We start from the raw sequence: 16,920 nt of genomic DNA, 5'->3' as shown, positions 1-16,920 counted from the left end.
TCCTTCTCTTTCCTTCCGCTCGTGAATTGCATGAGAAACACTCATGCGATGAATCAATGAATCAGTGTTGAACCCGGAAGCCGGAACTCCTACCTTCGGAATGCCAAAGGACGGAAATTCGATTCCCGGAAGGGGTACACATGAAGGTGGCCATAATCGGCAGCGGTCCGCGTGGGGTGTCCGTCCTCGAACGCATGGCGGCGCGCCTCGCCGAGGGGCCCGTGCACGAGGTGGTGGAGATCCACCTCATCGACTCCCACCGGGTCGGCACCGGCCGCATCTGGCGCACGGACCAGCCACGGTGGTTCCTGATGAACACGGTCGCCGACGAGGTCTCCGCGTTCTCCGGACCACCCGACGGCGGACCCGCCAGACCGGGCGCCGGCCCGTCGCTCGCCCAGTGGTGGAGTTCCGTCGACCCGGAATACCCGGGGCCCAACAGTTACGCGCCGCGCGCCCTTCACGGACGCTATATGCGCTTTCTCCTCGACGCGATCGAGAAGAACCTTCCCGAAAGAGTCCGGCTGATTCCCGTCCACGCGACCGTGGACGCCCTCGAACGCACCGGCGACGGATACCGGCTCACGCTTCGGGACGGCTCCGGTCTCACGGTCGACCGCGTCGTGCTGACCACCGGTCACACCACGCCCGAACTCACCGGCAACCAGCGCCGCCTCGCCGCCCACGCCGCCCGTCACCCCGGCCTGCGCCACATCGCCGGTGACAGCGCCGCAGACATGCCCCTGGACGAGATACCCGCCGGGTCGGCGGTCGGCGTCCTCGGACTCGGCCTGTCCTTCTACGACGTGATGGCCGCGCTCACCGAGGGCCGCGGAGGACACTACGACGAGGACGGCGGCCGGCTCGTCTACCGGCCCACCGGCAGCGAACCCGTCATCGTGGCCGGCTCCCGCAGCGGTATGCCCCTGCCGGGCCGGGGCCGCAACCAGAAACACCACGACCACCGCCACCGCCACGTGCTGTTCACCACCCAACGGGTCCTGGCCCGCGGCCGCCACGGCGCTCTCTCCTTCGCCGACGACGCCCTGCCATGGCTGCTCGCCGAGGTCGAACTCGTCTACTACGCCACGACGCTGACCGCCCGCGGAGAGCCGGGGAAGGCCGCCGCGTTCGAGGCGGAGGTCGTCGCCGCCGCCGAGAGCGGCGTCCCCGACGTCCCCGCGGTCGCCGCCGGATACGGCCTCGGCGACGTGCCCCGCATCGACCTGGACGCCCAGGCCCGCCCCTTCGCCGGCAGGCACTTCGCCGGACCCGAGGAGTTCACCAGGGCGCTGACCGAAGCGCTCGCCGAGGACCTGGCGCATGCCGACGCCGGCAACGTCGACGACCCGCTCAAGGCCGCCCTCGACGTCATCCGCGACTCCCGCGCCGTGATCCGCTCCCTCGTCGACTTCGCCGGCTTGACCCCCGTCTCGCACCGCGAGGAGTTCCTCGGCTGGTACGTCCCGCGCAGCTCCTTCCTCGCCGCCGGGCCCCCGCGCAGGCGGCTGCGGCAGGCCGACGCCCTGCTGCGCTGCGGCGTCCTGCGCGTCGTGGGCCCCGACACCCGCCTGCGCCCGCACCCTTCCGGACGCTTCAGCGTCCACTCGCCCTACGTGAGCGGCTCCGAGATCCTCGTGGACACCGTCATCGACGCCCGCGTCCCCACTCCCGACATGCGTCTCGACCCCCACCCCCTCACCCGCAGTCTGCGTGAACAGGGCATCTGGACGTCGTACGTCAACCACGGCACGGACGGGGACCGCTTCGACACCGGCGGCGTCGCCGTGACCGGCGCCCCCTTCCACCCCGTGGACCGTGCCGGCCGGCCCGACCGCGGCCTGTACGTCCTCGGCATCCCCACCGAGCACACCCGCTGGTTCATGCAGGGCGGCAGCAGCAGGCCCGGCTTCTGGACGGACTTCGTCCAGAACGCGGACGCCGTCGCCGCGGACATCGTCGCCCCGGCCCTGGCCGCCGCACCCCCGCTCCCGGCCCGCACCGGCTGACGCCCGCCAGGCACCCGCCCCCGCACCACGTCCCGTCCCAGCCTCCCGAAAGCGAGCGCCCCCATGTCCGTCGTCACCCGCTCCGCCGCTCCCGCCGCCTCGCCCCAGATACGCCAAGTGACCGTCCTGCGCGACATCTTCGACCCCGTCGGCCTGGACGCCCTGCCCTGGGAGCGCTGGGAGGAACCCGGTCGCGTCGGCGTCGACCTGCACCGCCTCTACGTGACCGACGGCACCGAAGCGGGCGCGGCGATGATCACCCGGATGGCTCCCGGCGCCCACGGCGACCTGCACGAACACCTCGGCCACGAGCTGATTCTCGTCCTGGAGGGGGAGCTCCTCAACGACAACGGCGACCGCTACCGTCCCGGTGACCTCGTCATCGAGCGGCCCGGAAGCGTCCACCGGGTCAGCACGGAGACCGGCTGCACCGTGCTCGGAGTCCGGCACGCGCCGACCCGCCTCGTGGGCTGACCGCCCGCCCGTCGCCCCCGCTGCCCGCGGCCCGCGCGAACCCCGGCTACGCGGCAAGGGGAAGCCTCCTCCAGTCGCTGCGCAGCGCCAGGGACCGCGCCGCGTGCACGAAGGCCCCCACCACCGGGGAGTCCTCGGCCCCCGGACGGGTGCCGATGCCCAGATGGCGCACGACCGCCGGGGACAGCGGCACCAGCCGCACCTCCGGCAGCGACGGCGGCAGGGCCAGCCACGGAATGACCGTCGTGCCGAGCCCGGCGGCGACCATCGCGAGCAGCGCGTTGGTGTCCCGCACGTGATGGCTGACCTCGGGCTCGAGGCCGGCCGTACGGAACGCGGCGCGCACCATCGTCTCGACCCCCCCGACCGGCATCAGGAACGGCTCCCCGGCCAGCTCGGCGATCCGCAGCTCCGGCCGGGGGGCCAGCGGATGGTGCGCCGGCAGCACCGCGAACATCTCGTCCTGCAGCAGCGGCGCCGTGGCCAGGCCACGCTTGGGCAGCGACACGATGCCCAGATCGATGCCACGAGCGCGCAGCCACTGGGCGATCTGCGCGTCACCAGCCTCGCGCAACTCGATCCGCAGCCGTGGATAGCGCATGTGCAACTCCGACATCAGCGCCGGAAGCAGCCGTGCCGCGAAGCTCTGACTGGTGCCGATGCGCAAGGTGCCCTCGGGTTCGGTGTCCGTGCCGCGCACCGCCCGCCGCACCCGGTCCGCCTGCGTCACCACGCCCCGCGCGGGCTCCAGGGCACGGCGCCCGGCGTCGGTGAGCTCCACACCGGAGCGGTCCCGCACCATCAGCGTCACCCCCAACTCGGTCTCCAGACCGGCGATGGCGTGACTGATGGCGGACTGGCTGACGCCCAGCGCCCGAGCGGCGTTGGTGAAACTGCCGGTGTCGGCGATCGCGACGAACGCCGCGCACTGGTTGAGCTTCACGGCGCCACCGTCACCGCAGGGCGCGTCACCGGCAGCGCGGGCCGGCGCCCGGCCTCGTAGCGGGCGATGTCCGCCTCGTACCGCAGAGTGTCGGCGATGCCGTCGAGGCCGCCCAGCAGCCTGCGCCGCACCTCCGGGTCGATGTCGAAGGCCTGGACGAGACCGGCGCACCGCACCTCCCGGCGCTCCAGGTCGACCGTGACCCCGACCCGCGGATCACTCTCCGTCAGCTCCCACAGCCGTTCCACCGCCTCCGTCGGCACCACGACCGTGAGCAGGCCGTTCATCAGCGCGTTGCCGCGGAAGATGTCACCGAAGCGGGGTGCGACGACGGCCCGGAACCCGAAGTCCTGCAAGGCCCAGACCGCGTACTCGCGCGACGAACCCGTCCCGAAGTCCTGGCCGGCCACCAGAACGCTGGCGCCCGCCCGCTCGGGCCGGTCCAGGACGAAGCCGGGCTCGGCCCGCCAGTCGGCGAACAGTGCGTCCGCGTGCCCGGTGCGGCGGGTACTCGCGCAGAACCGGACGGGGATGATCTGGTCGGTGTCGACGTCGGTGCGGCGCAGCGGGACGGCCGTACCGACGTGCACGGTGAACTTCTCCATGGCGGGCCTTTCGTCTTACAGGTCGGCGGGGGAGGACAGGGTGCCGGTGACCGCGGTGGCCGCGGCCACCGCCGGCGACACGATGTGGGTGCGCGACCCGCGACCCTGCCGGCCCTCGAAGTTGCGGTTGTTGGTGGAGGCGGCGCGCTGCCCCGGCAGCAGCCGGTCCTCGTTGAGAGCCGCGCACATCGAACAGCCCGCGCCCGCCCGGAAGTCCGCGCCCGCCTCCGCGAACACCCGGTCCAGACCCTCGTCGACGGCCTGCCGACGCACCCGCGCCGAGCCGGGCACGATCATCATGTGCAGGCCGTCCGCCACCTTCCGGCCCCGCAGGACGTCCGCGGCGGCCCGCAGGTCCTCGATACGGCTGTTGGTGCACGACCCGAGGAAGACGGTGTCCACGGCGACATCCCGCAGCGCCGTCCCCGGCTTGAGATCCATGTAGGCCAGCGCCCGTTCCGCCGCGGCCCGCTGCGCGCCCGGCGCGAAGTCGGCGGGCGCGGGCACCCGCCCGTCCAGCGGGACGCTCTGCGCGGGATTGGTGCCCCACGACACGTACGGACTCAGGGTGCGCGCGTCCAGGGTGACGACCTTGTCGAAACGGGCGTCCGCGTCACCGGCCAGCCCGCGCCAGTGGGCGACCTCGCGCTCCCAGTCGGCGCCGCGCGGCATTCCGGGGCAGCGGGCGAGGTAGGCGAAGGTCGTCTCGTCCGGGGCGACCATCCCGGCACGGGATCCGGCCTCCACCGACATGTTGCACAGTGTCATCCGCGCCTCCATGGAGAGCGCCCGCACACCCTCACCGCGGTACTCGATGACGTGTCCCTGGCCGCCCGCCGTGCCCACCTCGGCGATCAGCGCGAGCACCAGGTCCTTGGCGCTCACCCCGGCCGGAAGGACGCCGTCGACGGTCACGGACATCTGCTTGAGCGGCCGCATGGGCAGCGTCTGGGTGGCCAGCACGTGCTCCACCTGACTGGACCCGATGCCGAACGCCAGCGCGCCGAAGGCGCCGAGCGTGGTGGTGTGCGAGTCGCAGCACACGATCGTCATCCCCGGCCGCACCAGACCGAGTTCGGGCGCGATGACATGCACGATGCCCTGGTCCGGGTCCCCGAAGCGGTACAGCGGGATGCCGAACTCGGCGCAGTTGGAGCGCATCAGCTCCGCCTGCCGGCGGCCCTCGCGGTCCCTGATGACCCGGTCCAGGGCCAGCGTCGGTGTGTTGTGGTCCTCGGTGCCCACCGTCAGATCCGGGCGGCGGACCGTACGACCCGCCGCGCGCAGCCGGTCGAACGCCTGGGGCGTGTTCACCTCGTGCAGCAGTTGCAGATCGATGTACATCAGATCGTCGCCGCCACCGGAGCGCCGCACGACGTGGGCGTCCCACGTCTTCTGCGCCAGTGTCCTGCCCATGGTCTCCCTCACGTCGCTGCGGGTTGCTGCCGACACGTCGATCATCGGACGCGTGGACGCCGCAGGCACGGGCCGGCGAGTGGCCGTGTGGGGCCTGACCGGTCCCGGCCAGTCGGTGGCCGGGGCGGCCGGGACAGGGCACGCGAAAGCCCCGTGGCGCGCCGAGGGTCGCTCGGCGTGACACGGGGCTCTCCGGTGCCCGGCGCGTCACCGGATCCGTGCGGTGACGCGGGACGGCCAGGGCCGGGACGGCCGGTCAGTAGTGGACCCGGCGGTTGTCCTCGGTGACCCGGTAGCGCACGTTCCACAGGCTGCGGCGCACATATGTGCGCTGCAGCCAGCGGTCCCTGCCGTCGTAGCGGGCCGTGAACGTGGACCGTGCGTGCACTCCCTTGCGGTTGTTGATCAGCAGGGCCTGGCCGGGACGCAGTCGCACGTGGTGCGCGACCTCGCCGCACACCGTCTGCAGGGTGTCCATCGCCGCGCGGGCGCCGCTGGTGAGCGGGTGCACCCCGTTGGCGGAGATCGCGATCTCGGGGTAGTCGAAGTGACCGTTGATCAGCGGCACGGGCTCGGACAGCACGTCCTGACCGCCGGCGACGTCACGGACATAGCTGCCCGGGGCGTTGAGCCGGAACAGCGGACTGCGCAGTGTCTCGAGGACCTCGGGGGCGAGTGCGGCCGAGACGTCACGGGCGTCGGCGTAGTAGGTGCCGGCGACGCCCTCGTGGTCGGCACGCAGGCAGGACAGCACCAGGAAGTCGGGGTTGGCGACGTCGTAGCGGCCGATCACGTCGTGCATGATGTCGCTGTGGAAGTTGAGGAAGACTTCCGAACCCTGGTTCGTCTGGGTCCGTGAGCCCCCCGCGACGGGGATGACGTCGTGGATCAGCTGTCCCGCCTTCTCCGTCAGCACCCCCATCGGCTCGCCGAGCAGACCGCTCAGCCCGAGCAGCACCCCTTCGGCGACGAACGACCGTTTCTCGGTGCTGGGGCCGCCGTCGGACGGCGTGTCCGGCATCACCGGATCCACTGGAAGGTTGCTGACGAGGCTGACCCCCGGCGTGTCGATGTGTCGGCCGAAGTCAAGGAGCTGTTGCAGCAGATCGGTCGGCAGCGTGGCGAAGATCTGCAGGAGGCCGGCGGACGAGCGGTCGATGTCGATGTTCGGATCCGGCAGGCCGCGCAACTGTTCGCCGAGTGCGTCCCGCACCGCGTCGGGCAGGACGATCTCACTGAAGGTCGGCGTGGCGGCGCCGGCCGTGGCGAGCACACCGTGGTCGGTGGTGGCGGTCATGGTGTTCACACTCCTTGCAACTCGAGCAGTGGCGCGTTCGGGTCGGACCCCGCGCCGGGACGGTTCACGTGGTCGTGCAGGCGCTGCGTCAGATGCAGCGCGTCCTCCTCGTCGGCCGCCAGTTGGGTCACCACCTGGCTGCCGCGCACCGCGGTCACCGGCACCCCCGCGTACTCGCCGGGCACCAGACCGTTGCGCCGCTGGAACTCCGGAAGGTCCACGAACCCCCCGGTGACCGCGACCAGCGGTCCCGCGGTCAGCCGCACGACATCGATGTTGGCGCCGTGGAAGGCCGTGTACGCGCGGTCGGCGAGTTCCTCCGTCGCGTAACGCAGAGCCACGGAACGCTGGTTGAGCACCACCGCGGCCACCGAGGAGCCGGCGCTGCCGATGACCGAACCGGTGGGGAACGGCGGCCTGTTGTAGCGGCAGACGATCTCGATCCGGTTGCGCTGCGCCAGCCGCACCGCCCGGCGGTGCAGCACCTTCGCGCCGTACAGCGACATCAGCGCCGCCGTGTTGTACGAGACCTCGTTCAGCAGCCGGGCCCCGGTGATCAGGTGCGGGTCGGAGCTGTAGATGCCGTCGACGTCGGAGTGGATCTCGCAGCGAGATGATCCGACGGCCGCCGCGACGGCCACCGCCGACAGATCCGAACTGTTCTTGCCCAGCCAGGTCGGCCGGCCCTCCCTGTCGGCGGCCTGGCCGCCCGGGACCACGACCACGTCGTGGTCCCGCACGGCCGAGCGCAACGGCTCGGGATCGGTGTGCTCCAGGCGGGCCCACATGAACGAGGAGTCCGTGGTGAGTCCCAACTGGTGCCCCGCCAGGACCGTTGAGCTACGCCCCTCCCGGTGCAGGGCCGTCGCCAGCAGCTGCGCGCCCACCGTGTCGGCCAGGGTCAGCAGACCCGCGACGGTCTCGTCCTCGGGATGCGGGTTCACCTTGCTCAGACGGTCCCGGAACTGCTCCGTCTCGCCGGGCTGGCCGCTCACCACGACCACCAGGCGGGTGTTCTCCTCCTCGACCCGTCGGGACAGCGCCTCGGCCAGCTGCCCGTACGCCGCCAGGGTCCGGAAACTCGAACCGCCGAACTTCACCACCGCCGGCGGGCGCTGGGACGGGTCCAGCGGCGGTCGCGTCACAGCGTCCCCCGGGCTATGAGCTCCTCGGCGATCTGGATCGCGTTCAGTGCCGCGCCGATGGTGAGGTTGTCCGCGACCAGCCACAGCCAGAAGGCGCGCGGGTTGTTGGGGTTCACCCGGACCCGGCCGACGTGCACCCGGTAGGGATCGTCGATCGTGGCGGGCGTGGGGAACTCATGCCGCGACCCGCGGTCGTGCAGGGTCACCTCGGGCAGCGCGGCGAGCAACTCCACCAGCTCTTCCCGGTCGACGACACCCTGGGTCTCGATCCACACGGCCTCCGAATGGCCGTTGACGACCGGCACCCGCACACACGTGGTGGTCACGTCCAGATGAGGCATGCCGAGGATCTTGCGGGACTCCTGGAGCATCTTCTGCTCCTCCAGCGTGAAGCCGGAGTCCAGGAAACGGTCGATCTTCGGGATGACGTTGAAGGCGAGCGACGGCGAGAACTCCTTGCTGGGGTAGACCTCCTCGGGATGTTCCAGCGTCGCCCGGCTTGCGTCCATCAGTTCCTCGACACCGGGATGCCCCAGCCCGGAGGCCGCCTGGTAGGTGCTGACCACAGCCTGGCGGACGCCGTACCGCCGCTCGATGCCGTGCAGCAGCCGCACCAGCGGAATGGTCGAGCAGTTCGGGTTGGCGATCACACCCGACCTCGGACGGGCGTCCAGTTCGAAAGCGTTGACCTGCGGCACCACCAGCGGCGTGTCCGGGTCCATGCGGAAGGCGATCGTGTTGTCGATGACGACGGCACCGGCCGCGGTGGCCTTGGGCACCCACTGCTCACTGGCTTCGGTGCCGGCGGAGAAGAACGCCAGGTCCACACCGGCGAAGTCGAACTCCTCCACCGCCTGCACCGGATAGGACACGCCGTCCACGCTCAGCTCCGTGCCGGCCGAACGCGCCGACGCCACCAACTGGATGTCGCGGTAGCGCAGACCCCGCTGTTCGATCAGCTCGATCAGCGTGTTGCCGACGGCGCCGGTAGCGCCGACGATCGCGATCCGCGGGGCCGCGGGGTCGGTCACGAGGGTCATCGGGTTCCTCCGGTCTTGATCTCGGTCTTGGACGCGGCCACCGCACCGGCGACCGGTGCGGGCTCCTCGGCGGAGACGACGGACGTCCGGCGCCCGCCGAAGGACCAGCCGAGGTTGATGCCCAGGCTCGCCGCCACGATCAGCGGAATGCCCAGGGCCTGCAGCAGGCTCACACGGTGCCCGTACACGGCCCAGTCCATGAGCATGGCGACCGCCGGATAGACGAATGCCAGGACGGCGATCTTCGGGGTCGGCAGCTTCTGGTACGCGGAGTACATGAGGACGTACATCACGCAGGTGTGGATCACGCCGAGGCCCACGAGCCAGCCCCAGTCACCGCCCAGCCCCTTCATCTCACCCAACCGGGTGAACGGCAGCAGCAGGAAGATGCCCAGCACCAGCTGCACCAGCGCGACCAGATGCGGCCGTACCCCGGTGACCCGCTTGGTGATGACCGTCGAGATCCCGTAGAACACCGCCGCCAGCAGCGCGTACCCCAGGCCTGTCAGATAGGTGCTGTCCCCACCGCCGGTCAGATCGGCCGCGGAGACTCCCGCCACCAGGACCAGACCGACGAACGCGACACCCAGCCAGCCGAACTTCGCGGCCGTGAGCTTGTCGCGGAAGAGCACGGCACCCAGCAGCATCACGTAGAACGGCTGTGTGTGGTAGACGACGGTGGCCACGGAGATCGACGTGTCCTCGTAGGACTGGAAGAGGAACGCCCAGTTGAAGACGATGAAGACACCGCCCAGTGCGGCGAGTCCGAGCTTCTTCGGGGTGAAGCCGTGGTTCTTGAAGAAGCCGCGCGCCAGGCAGTAGAGGCCGAGTGTGGCGGTGCCGAACAGGCAGCGGAAGAAGACCACGTTGAAGGGCGACGCGCCGGACTCGATGACGAAGACGCCGAGGGTGCCGGAGAGCACCATGGCTAGGGTCAGCTCGATCGCTCCCTTCGTCTCGGTGCTCGCCGGCCGGGTGCCAATGCTCATGGTGAGATGCCTTTCCAAGGGGGGAGGGGGTAGGGGTCAGTGGAGGGGGACGGCGTACTGCAGGCCACCTCGCGTGAACAGGTCGTTGAGTCCTCGCGGCACGGCCAGCCCCGTGGCCGGTCCGAGGTTGCGGTCGTACACCTCCGCGTAGGTGCCGACGGCGGCCAGGACACGGGCCGCCCAGTCGTGGTCGAGGCCGACGGCGGGCCCGTGGGCGCCGGCCATCTCGGCGGCCTGCGCCAGCGCCTTGTCCCGCTCGCCCATCTCGACGACGTGCTGTTCGGCGGAGACCAGCAGTTGAAGCACCCACCGGCACAGCCGGAACCACGCCGGATCACCGTCGCGCACGGCGGCCGCCATCGGCTCGCGGGAGATCGCCTCGTCCAGGATCCGGTGCGCCGCCGGATCGTCGAGCCCGGCCCTCTCCCCGGCCAGGGCGACCCGGTCCAGGACGTAGGCGGCGCACTCACCCGCCGCGTACGCCGCGAGCGTCTCGGCCGGCGTCGCGTGGGCGACCGGCTCGACGGCCAGGCCCCGGCCGCCGAACCAGGCCGCAAGGTTGGCCGCGCTGGTCGTGCCCGCCTGCACGGCCACCCGCCGCCCGGCCAGCTGTTCGGGCCGGGTCACGCCGCTTTCGGCGGGCACGAGGAAACCCTCACCGTCGTAGCAGGTGACGCCGGTGAACAGCACCGGCAGGGACGCCTCGCGGCCCAGGGTCCAGCTCACGTTGGCGACGGTCAGTTCCGCCTCGCCCCCGGCGAGCCGCGTCAACCGGTCCGCGGGATCGGACGGCACCCACTCGACCGCCTCGCCGTCACCCACGGCGGCGGCGGCCACGGCCCGGGCGACATCGGTGTCCAGCCCGCGCCAGCGGCCGTCGTCACCGCACAGCGACAACCCACGAATACCGCGGCTCACCACGGCACGCAGGGCGCCGCGCTCCCGTACCGCATCGAGAGTGGGAGTGATGGTCACAGGACGCTCCTCGGTCGAGAACAGGCACTGCGGACGAGACTGTCGAGGGCAGGGATGCGCGGACGGCGGACACGGTGCAGGGCCGGAGAGGGCAGCCCGGTGTGGGGCTTCACCGCAGGCTCCTTCGCCTCTCGGGCGCCGCGTACTGCAGCCCGCGCAGATGCCCCTGCGTCATCTGTTCCCGGTCGAAACGCCGCTCGTTGAAGCCGAGCATCGTCAGCAGCCCCTTCGCGCTGACCGGCCGTCCCGAGGCGCCGCGTACCACGCGCAGCGGCATCCGGCCCGGCTCCGCCCACTGCAGCATGCCCGCCGGATCGACGTAGGCCCGGGACCTGTTGGCGTTGTCCTGATGCAGGCAGTACGGCACATCCAGATGACCTCGGCCAAAGGCCCGCACCAACGCCTCGCCGACCGTCGGCGCCATCTCCAGCGTGCTGTCCACCAGCAGCCGCGCCTCCTCGTAGATCCCCGAGTCGGTCGCCACGACCTCCGGCGGACGCTCCGCCTCGTCCCGAGCGATGGACGCCGCGAACTCCAGCGCGTCGACGTTCTCGGTGATCGTCGGGATGCGGTGCGCCTCCGCCGGTGTCTTCACGATCAGCCGCTCGCTGCCGGTGCGCACGGCAAGCCGCACACTCTCCTCGAGAATCCGGTACGAACCCACCGACGTACGGGGGAAGACCCCCATGAAGGTGTAGAGCACGACATGCCAGTCGGCCTGTGCCAGCCGTTCGCCGGCCAGCCGCCGCAGCGCGGCGATCGCCTCCATGTCCTGCCCCGGATGGGTCTGCTGCGCATAACTCAAGGAGATGTCGCTCAGTCCGTGCTCCCGGAAGAACAACGCCTCCAGCACACTGAGAGCCACCAGCAGACTGGGCGGGCACAACTGCCCCAGCATGCAACCGCCGAAGCTCTCCAGATGCATCGGATCGGGCTGCTCCGCGATCAGCTCGCAGCACTGTGCCCAGGCCTTGACCGCCTCACTGATCGGCGCCCGGCTGTAAGGCAGGCAGTACGACACCGGCCCGCCCTCGGTGGCATCCACGCCGGCCTCGACCATCGCCCGGAACAGCGGGTACGGCAATGCCGAGCCATGGCGCACCTGCACCGGGAAGTCCGGCCCCGACACCGAACCCAGCAGCTGCCGGGTGGCGTCAGGACCATGGGCGACCAACGGGAACCCGTTCAGCTCGGCTCCCGTACGCAGGGCCTGACGGGCGGAGTCGTGGTCGTTGACACGCGTGTAGCTGTCCAGGGTGATCGTGCCGATCGCCGTGGCCTCGGCGCCTCTCACGCCCAGCAGCCCTTCACGCATGGTGGCCAGATCCGCGAACCCCATCCGAGGCTGCACCACCAGCCGGCCCCGGGCATGTGCCCGTCGGACGTGACGCGAGAAACGTCCGTTGGGAGCGACCTGGGGCGCGTACCGCTCGGGAATCCTGGCGGGACTGTTCATGCGGCTGCCCTCGCCGACTCCAGCGCGGGGCGCTCGCCACTGTCGAGCGAGCCCAGGAACTCCTGGAAGGCCTCGATCCCGCCGTCTGCCTCGAACACCGCGTCGAACCCGCTGAGCGCCAGCTCCTCGGCGAACACGATGTTCTCCGCTCCCCGCACCCCGAGCTTCCCGCCGATGACAACATGCAGGTCCATCAGGTCCGGCTCACTGCGGATACGGCGGATGAGCCGGAGGCCGTCGAGGTGGCCATGTCCGTTGACCGTGCTGATGATGAGCGCATCCGGCCGCGACCTTCGGCACTCTTCGATGATGAGGTCGTCGGGCACACAAGCGCCGAGATTGGTGACCTGGGCGCCCTGCTCCTCCAGCATCAGCTGGAGGAAAACCAGATTCCACATGTGGGCGTCGGACGACACGCTCGACACGACAAACCGCTTAGCCGGGAGCATGACCTGTGACATAGGAACCTCTCCTTGCCGAATACTGGGACTGCAAAACATTCTTCGTGCCGTCCGACCTGGAAGTCCACACATCCCATTCGGCTTTGCAGATGGCCTTTATCGACTCCATCGATCGATAAAACCAATACATTCATGTGCGGCATGCAGGCCGCTCATGGAATCCCGACAGTTCCCCGTTTTGCGGATGCCGTTCAGGACTCCTGGTACTCCCGGCTCAGGAAGTCGATGACCTGCTCCACGAACACGCGCCGCTCCCGCGACAGCTGCGCCCCCTTGCGCCAGGCCAGCTGCGTGAACAGCTCGAAGGGCGGCTCCCACGCCAGCGGCACCAGCGTCCCGGCCGACAGCTCCTGGCCGACCGCCATCCGCGGCAGCAGACTGATCCCGAGGCCGGCGCCGACACCACGCTTGATGGCCTCGATGTTGCCGAACTCCAGAAAAGGCACCGGCTCCCCCGTGCCCTCGTTGAGCTCCGCCTCCAGCAACTCCCGGTAGGCGCACCCCGCCTCCGGGGCCAGCACCGTCTCCTGCCGCAGATCGTCGGTCTCCACCTTCGACGCCCGGGCGAGCCGATGCCCCGGCGAGGCCACCACGACGAGCCGCTCCACGCCGAGAACCTCGCTGTGCACCCCGGAGTGCTGCGTCTCGGCCTCCATCAGGAAGCCGGCGTCGAACAGCCCCTGACGCAGAGAGTGCAGCGTCTCCGCGCACAGACTCGGTCGCAGCGCGATCTGCAGCCGGGGGTAGCGGTGGTGGAAGAACTCCAGCACCGGCGGCATCCGGTAGGAGGTGATGCTCTCCATCGTGCCGATGGTCAGCACACCCTCGGGCTGCGCGTCCGGAGACGCAGCGCCTCGCGCCTCGTCCGCCAGGGCCAGCATCTGCCCGGCGTAGGGCAGCAGCCGCGTCCCCGCCGGGGTCAGCTTCACCTTGCCCCCGAACCGCTCGAACAGCTCGCCCCCCAGGGACACTTCAAGACTCTGGATCTGCGCAGTCACCGAGGACTGCGCGTAGTTCAGTTCGGCCGCGGCTCGGGTGAAGCTCCCCAGCGCGGCCACACGGTGAAATGTTCGGAGTTGCCGGATGTCCATTTTGGTCTCTCCCGGAGGGGCTCGACGGAGGCGACCCGCAGTGGTCGACACCTCGAGCCTGCCGACCACCCCCCTCCCGTGGAAGGACCTTCACCTGGCACAGAGTGCCCACGGCACCAATGTGCCGGACCCTCACAACCGGGTTGTGGGGCCGCTGCCGCGCCCCTGTCAACCCCGTTTCGTCCATTCAAGATTGAATACCCCCGCTATCGGCGAGGTGAGCTCGCTCAGGCCATCAATTGGCAAACTCGTCACTCATTTCGCGCGCATCCGAATCAGGTGTACCTCATTGGTCATATCGGGTGCCGCCGGCCGTCGGTTGCTGTTAAGTAGTGGCACTCTCTTTCCATGGTGCTCCGGGATTTCCCGGCGTTGCCCTTCAAGGGCGAGGACGGCTGTGGCGATCGATGTCATTCGATTGCGCGAACGGGGTATGCGCCGCGGCTCAGTACGCGCCGTGGGCGCGCGGATGGTCGAGCAGCAGGCGGTTGAGCGTTTCGGGTGCTTCTTCGGGGAGCCAGTGGCTGACGCCCCTCAGGGTCTCGAACCGGTACGGCCCGTTGCCCCACCGCCCTGTGTCCTGCGCTGCCGCCGGGCCGAACGCGTTGTCCTCCGTGCGTGCGCTCTTCGGTCGCGGGTGTGTCACGCCGGTCGATCATGTAGTGCAGCGAGCTCGAACACTGCCCAGCCCAGTTCCTCGGTGATCGCGACTACGTCGTCGACGAGGTGCCGATGCCGTGTCCTCGGGCCGCAGGGGAGGTGCCCGCGCTGCCACGACCAGCCATCGTACCGACTGGTCGGTAGCCTTCAGTCGCAGGGGCGGCTGTCAAGACCGCGGGGCCCGAGACCCATGGTTGAACCTGACGCCGAATTCAACTATAACCAGTCGGGAGGCCGACTCCCGTCACTCCTGCGGCCCCGGCTCATGTCCTCGTCGACGCAGGAGACGGTCAATGACCGCGCACAGAGGCGCCAGTCGGCGTTCGGCCCCGCCACCGACGCCGAGCCCGGCTGGCGGAGCTCGGAGTTGCGGCCCCGAAGCTCCCGGTTGCACCGGACCCACAGGAAGCAGTGAGACGCCATGCGAGAAGCAGTCATCGTTTCGACGGCACGGACGCCGATCGGAAAGGCCTACCGAGGCGCGTTCAACGACACCCAGTCGCAGGAACTCGCCGCTCATGCGCTGTCGCACGCGGTGCGGCGCGCCGGACTGGCAGGGGGCGAGGTCGAGGATGTGATCTTCGGCTGCGCCGCGCAGCAGGGGGCCTCCGGTTTCAACGTCGCCCGGCAGGCCGCACTTCGTGCCGGACTTCCGGACACCGTGTCGGGGATGACGATCGACCGGCAGTGCTCGTCGGGCCTCATGGCCATCGCGACGGCCGCCAAACAGATCGTCGCGGACGGCATGCAGGTGGCTGTCGGCGGCGGTGTCGAGTCGATCTCGTTGGTGCAGAACGAGCACATGAACACCCACCGCGCATCGGATCCCTGGCTGGTCGAGCACAAGCCGAGCGTCTACATGCCGATGTTGCAGACGGCGGAGATCGTCGCCGAACGCTACGGCGTGAGTCGGGAACGACAGGACGAGTTCGCGCTGCTGTCACAGCGGCGCACCGCGGCGGCGCAGGAGGCCGGCCGGTTCGACCAGGAGATCGTCGCGCTGAAAAGCGTCAAGAAGGTGCGCGAGAAGCAGTCCGGGGAGGTGCGGGAGGAGGAGGTCACCCTGACCCGGGACGAGGGCAACCGCCCGTCGACCACGCTCGAGGGCCTGGCCGGCTTGGCGCCGGTGCTGCCCGACGGTCAGGTGACCACGCACTCCAGCGTGACGGCGGGCAACTCCTCGCAGCTGTCGGACGGGGCTTCGGCGTCGGTGTTGATGGAGTCGAAGGAGGCCGAGCGCCGCGGACTTCAACCGCTGGGCGTCTACCGGGGCATGACCGTTGCCGGTTGCGGGCCGGACGAGATGGGCATCGGCCCGGTGTTCGCCATCCCGAAACTGCTGAAGCAGCACAACCTCACCATCGACGACATCGGCCTGTGGGAACTCAACGAGGCGTTCGCTTCCCAGGCGCTGTACTGCCGCGACGAACTGCACATCGACCCGGAGCGGTTCAACGTCAACGGCGGCGGGATCTCGGTCGGCCATCCGTACGGAATGACCGGTGCCCGTCTGGTGGGGCATGCCCTCATCGAGGGCAAGCGCCGCGGTGTCCGCTATGTGGTGATCTCGATGTGCGTCGGCGGCGGAATGGGCGCAGCCGGACTGTTCGAGGTCGCCTGATGGGAAGGAATCGCACAGCGGTCCTGGTGGACTTCGGCGGGGTCATCACCTCCAGCGTGTTGCACGCTTTCACCGACTTCGGCGCCTCACTCGGCGGAGACCCGCGCCTGCCGCTGGACCTCCTCGCCCGCGACCAGCCGGCGCGCACCCTCCTGGCCGACCACGAGCGCGGCCGTATCGACGCCGAGGCCTTCGAGCGAGGATTCGCCGAACGGCTCCGCGCCCACGGAGCCGACGTACCGGCCGAGGGGCTCACGGCCCGGATGCTGGCGAGCGTATCGATCGACCAGGACATGCTCACGCTGCTCGCTGATCTTCGGGCCGCGGGCCGTCCCCTTGGGCTGGTATCGAATTCGTTCGGTACCGGAACCTACGACGGCGTCGACCTCGCCGCTGTCGCCGATGTGGTCGTCATCTCCTCCGAGGTCGGGATCCGCAAGCCGTCCCGGCGGATCTACGCGATCGCCTGTGAACGCCTCGGTATCGACCCCGAGGAGGCGGTCATGATCGACGATCTGCAGCAGAACCTCGACGGAGCGGCACGGCTCGGGATCGGGGGCGTACTGCACACGAGTGCCGCCGACACCCGCCGCCAACTCGCCGAACGCTTCGCGATCACCACCTGACCGGTCGGCGCACCTACGGCCACGACGGCCGATGTCCAGGCCGGGCCGAGTCGACCGATCGGCGAAGCGGAGCCCCACATCGCCACCTGCTCACCTCCCCGGAAGGCACCGC

The 16,920-nt window shown here is 70.1% G+C and carries 16 protein-coding genes; 4 read left to right on the top strand and 12 right to left on the bottom strand.

All coding sequences use genetic code 11. The features are described from left to right. The first annotated feature begins 140 nt into the window (after positions 1–140). Together PV343_RS00725 and PV343_RS00720 are read left to right on the top strand one after the other, a co-directional pair. Positions 141–2,009 carry an FAD/NAD(P)-binding protein gene (locus tag PV343_RS00725; RefSeq protein WP_319144747.1) on the top strand — a complete coding sequence of 623 codons (1,869 nt, stop codon included), beginning with the start codon at positions 141–143 and terminating at the stop codon, positions 2,007–2,009. 63 nt (positions 2,010–2,072) lie between these two features. Beyond that, on the top strand, positions 2,073–2,483 hold the full coding sequence (locus tag PV343_RS00720; protein ID WP_319144746.1) for a cupin domain-containing protein: 411 nt from the start codon (positions 2,073–2,075) through the stop codon (positions 2,481–2,483). A gap of 46 nt (positions 2,484–2,529) precedes the next feature. Here the strand turns inward: PV343_RS00720 and PV343_RS00715 are convergent, their stop codons facing one another. From PV343_RS00715 to PV343_RS00660, 12 genes are all read right to left on the bottom strand, one after another. Then, positions 2,530–3,426: a LysR family transcriptional regulator gene (locus PV343_RS00715; RefSeq protein ID WP_319144745.1), complete on the bottom strand. Its 897-nt coding sequence runs from the start codon at positions 3,424–3,426 to the stop codon at positions 2,530–2,532. After that, positions 3,423–4,031 carry a 3-isopropylmalate dehydratase small subunit gene (gene leuD / locus PV343_RS00710; protein WP_319144744.1) on the bottom strand — a complete coding sequence of 203 codons (609 nt, stop codon included), beginning with the start codon at positions 4,029–4,031 and terminating at the stop codon, positions 3,423–3,425. Before leuD ends, PV343_RS00715 begins: the two co-directional genes overlap by 4 nt. Positions 4,032–4,046: 15 nt before the next feature. Continuing rightward, a complete protein-coding gene (leuC, locus tag PV343_RS00705; RefSeq protein ID WP_319144743.1) occupies positions 4,047–5,447 on the bottom strand; it encodes a 3-isopropylmalate dehydratase large subunit in 1,401 nt (466 codons plus the stop codon). A 256-nt stretch (positions 5,448–5,703) separates the two neighbouring features. Continuing rightward, positions 5,704–6,744: a TauD/TfdA family dioxygenase gene (locus tag PV343_RS00700; RefSeq protein WP_319144742.1), complete on the bottom strand. Its 1,041-nt coding sequence runs from the start codon at positions 6,742–6,744 to the stop codon at positions 5,704–5,706. A gap of 5 nt (positions 6,745–6,749) precedes the next feature. Beyond that, positions 6,750–7,889: an aspartate kinase gene (locus tag PV343_RS00695; protein WP_319144741.1), complete on the bottom strand. Its 1,140-nt coding sequence runs from the start codon at positions 7,887–7,889 to the stop codon at positions 6,750–6,752. After that, positions 7,886–8,929: an aspartate-semialdehyde dehydrogenase gene (locus PV343_RS00690; RefSeq protein ID WP_319144740.1), complete on the bottom strand. Its 1,044-nt coding sequence runs from the start codon at positions 8,927–8,929 to the stop codon at positions 7,886–7,888. Before PV343_RS00690 ends, PV343_RS00695 begins: the two co-directional genes overlap by 4 nt. Then, positions 8,926–9,918 (bottom strand): DMT family transporter, encoded by a 993-nt coding sequence (locus PV343_RS00685; RefSeq protein ID WP_319144739.1) that lies wholly within the window; start codon positions 9,916–9,918, stop codon positions 8,926–8,928. Before PV343_RS00685 ends, PV343_RS00690 begins: the two co-directional genes overlap by 4 nt. A gap of 36 nt (positions 9,919–9,954) precedes the next feature. Next, a complete protein-coding gene (locus PV343_RS00680) occupies positions 9,955–10,893 on the bottom strand; it encodes a transporter substrate-binding domain-containing protein (protein WP_319144738.1) in 939 nt (312 codons plus the stop codon). 109 nt (positions 10,894–11,002) lie between these two features. Then, complete coding sequence (locus PV343_RS00675) at positions 11,003–12,349, bottom strand: methylaspartate mutase (RefSeq protein ID WP_319144737.1); 1,347 nt, start codon at positions 12,347–12,349, stop codon at positions 11,003–11,005. After that, positions 12,346–12,810 carry a cobalamin B12-binding domain-containing protein gene (locus PV343_RS00670; protein WP_319144736.1) on the bottom strand — a complete coding sequence of 155 codons (465 nt, stop codon included), beginning with the start codon at positions 12,808–12,810 and terminating at the stop codon, positions 12,346–12,348. The genes PV343_RS00675 and PV343_RS00670 overlap by 4 nt, the downstream gene beginning before the upstream one ends. Before the next feature lie 191 nt (positions 12,811–13,001). Beyond that, a complete protein-coding gene (locus PV343_RS00665) occupies positions 13,002–13,901 on the bottom strand; it encodes a LysR family transcriptional regulator (protein ID WP_319144735.1) in 900 nt (299 codons plus the stop codon). A gap of 445 nt (positions 13,902–14,346) precedes the next feature. Further along, positions 14,347–14,547 (bottom strand): alpha/beta fold hydrolase, encoded by a 201-nt coding sequence (locus PV343_RS00660; RefSeq protein ID WP_319144734.1) that lies wholly within the window; start codon positions 14,545–14,547, stop codon positions 14,347–14,349. Between the two features lie 435 nt (positions 14,548–14,982). Here PV343_RS00660 and PV343_RS00655 point away from each other — a divergent pair, with 435 nt between their 5' ends. Both PV343_RS00655 and PV343_RS00650 read left to right on the top strand, forming a co-directional pair. Continuing rightward, positions 14,983–16,182 carry an acetyl-CoA C-acyltransferase gene (locus PV343_RS00655; protein ID WP_319144733.1) on the top strand — a complete coding sequence of 400 codons (1,200 nt, stop codon included), beginning with the start codon at positions 14,983–14,985 and terminating at the stop codon, positions 16,180–16,182. Beyond that, positions 16,182–16,808 carry an HAD family hydrolase gene (locus PV343_RS00650; RefSeq protein ID WP_319144732.1) on the top strand — a complete coding sequence of 209 codons (627 nt, stop codon included), beginning with the start codon at positions 16,182–16,184 and terminating at the stop codon, positions 16,806–16,808. The genes PV343_RS00655 and PV343_RS00650 overlap by 1 nt, the downstream gene beginning before the upstream one ends. Positions 16,809–16,920 lie beyond the last annotated feature (112 nt).

Origin of the sequence: Streptomyces sp. WI03-4A (genome assembly GCF_033792105.1) — a bacterium.
GTDB lineage: Bacteria > Actinomycetota > Actinomycetes > Streptomycetales > Streptomycetaceae > Streptomyces > Streptomyces collinus_A.
This window is presented reverse-complemented; position numbering and strand designations above follow the sequence as displayed.

What these genes read in the sequence shown, in the direction of transcription:
- PV343_RS00700 (WP_319144742.1), bottom strand. Translation starts at nt 6,744, where the DNA reads ATGACCGCCACCACCGACCACGGTGTGCTCGCCACGGCCGGCGCCGCC.
- PV343_RS00720 (WP_319144746.1), top strand. Translation starts at nt 2,073, where the DNA reads ATGTCCGTCGTCACCCGCTCCGCCGCTCCCGCCGCCTCGCCCCAGATA.
- leuD (WP_319144744.1), bottom strand. Translation starts at nt 4,031, where the DNA reads ATGGAGAAGTTCACCGTGCACGTCGGTACGGCCGTCCCGCTGCGCCGC.
- PV343_RS00725 (WP_319144747.1), top strand. Translation starts at nt 141, where the DNA reads ATGAAGGTGGCCATAATCGGCAGCGGTCCGCGTGGGGTGTCCGTCCTC.
- PV343_RS00670 (WP_319144736.1), bottom strand. Translation starts at nt 12,810, where the DNA reads ATGTCACAGGTCATGCTCCCGGCTAAGCGGTTTGTCGTGTCGAGCGTG.
- PV343_RS00690 (WP_319144740.1), bottom strand. Translation starts at nt 8,929, where the DNA reads ATGACCCTCGTGACCGACCCCGCGGCCCCGCGGATCGCGATCGTCGGC.
- leuC (WP_319144743.1), bottom strand. Translation starts at nt 5,447, where the DNA reads ATGGGCAGGACACTGGCGCAGAAGACGTGGGACGCCCACGTCGTGCGG.
- PV343_RS00655 (WP_319144733.1), top strand. Translation starts at nt 14,983, where the DNA reads ATGCGAGAAGCAGTCATCGTTTCGACGGCACGGACGCCGATCGGAAAG.
- PV343_RS00685 (WP_319144739.1), bottom strand. Translation starts at nt 9,918, where the DNA reads ATGAGCATTGGCACCCGGCCGGCGAGCACCGAGACGAAGGGAGCGATC.
- PV343_RS00650 (WP_319144732.1), top strand. Translation starts at nt 16,182, where the DNA reads ATGGGAAGGAATCGCACAGCGGTCCTGGTGGACTTCGGCGGGGTCATC.
- PV343_RS00665 (WP_319144735.1), bottom strand. Translation starts at nt 13,901, where the DNA reads ATGGACATCCGGCAACTCCGAACATTTCACCGTGTGGCCGCGCTGGGG.
- PV343_RS00675 (WP_319144737.1), bottom strand. Translation starts at nt 12,349, where the DNA reads ATGAACAGTCCCGCCAGGATTCCCGAGCGGTACGCGCCCCAGGTCGCT.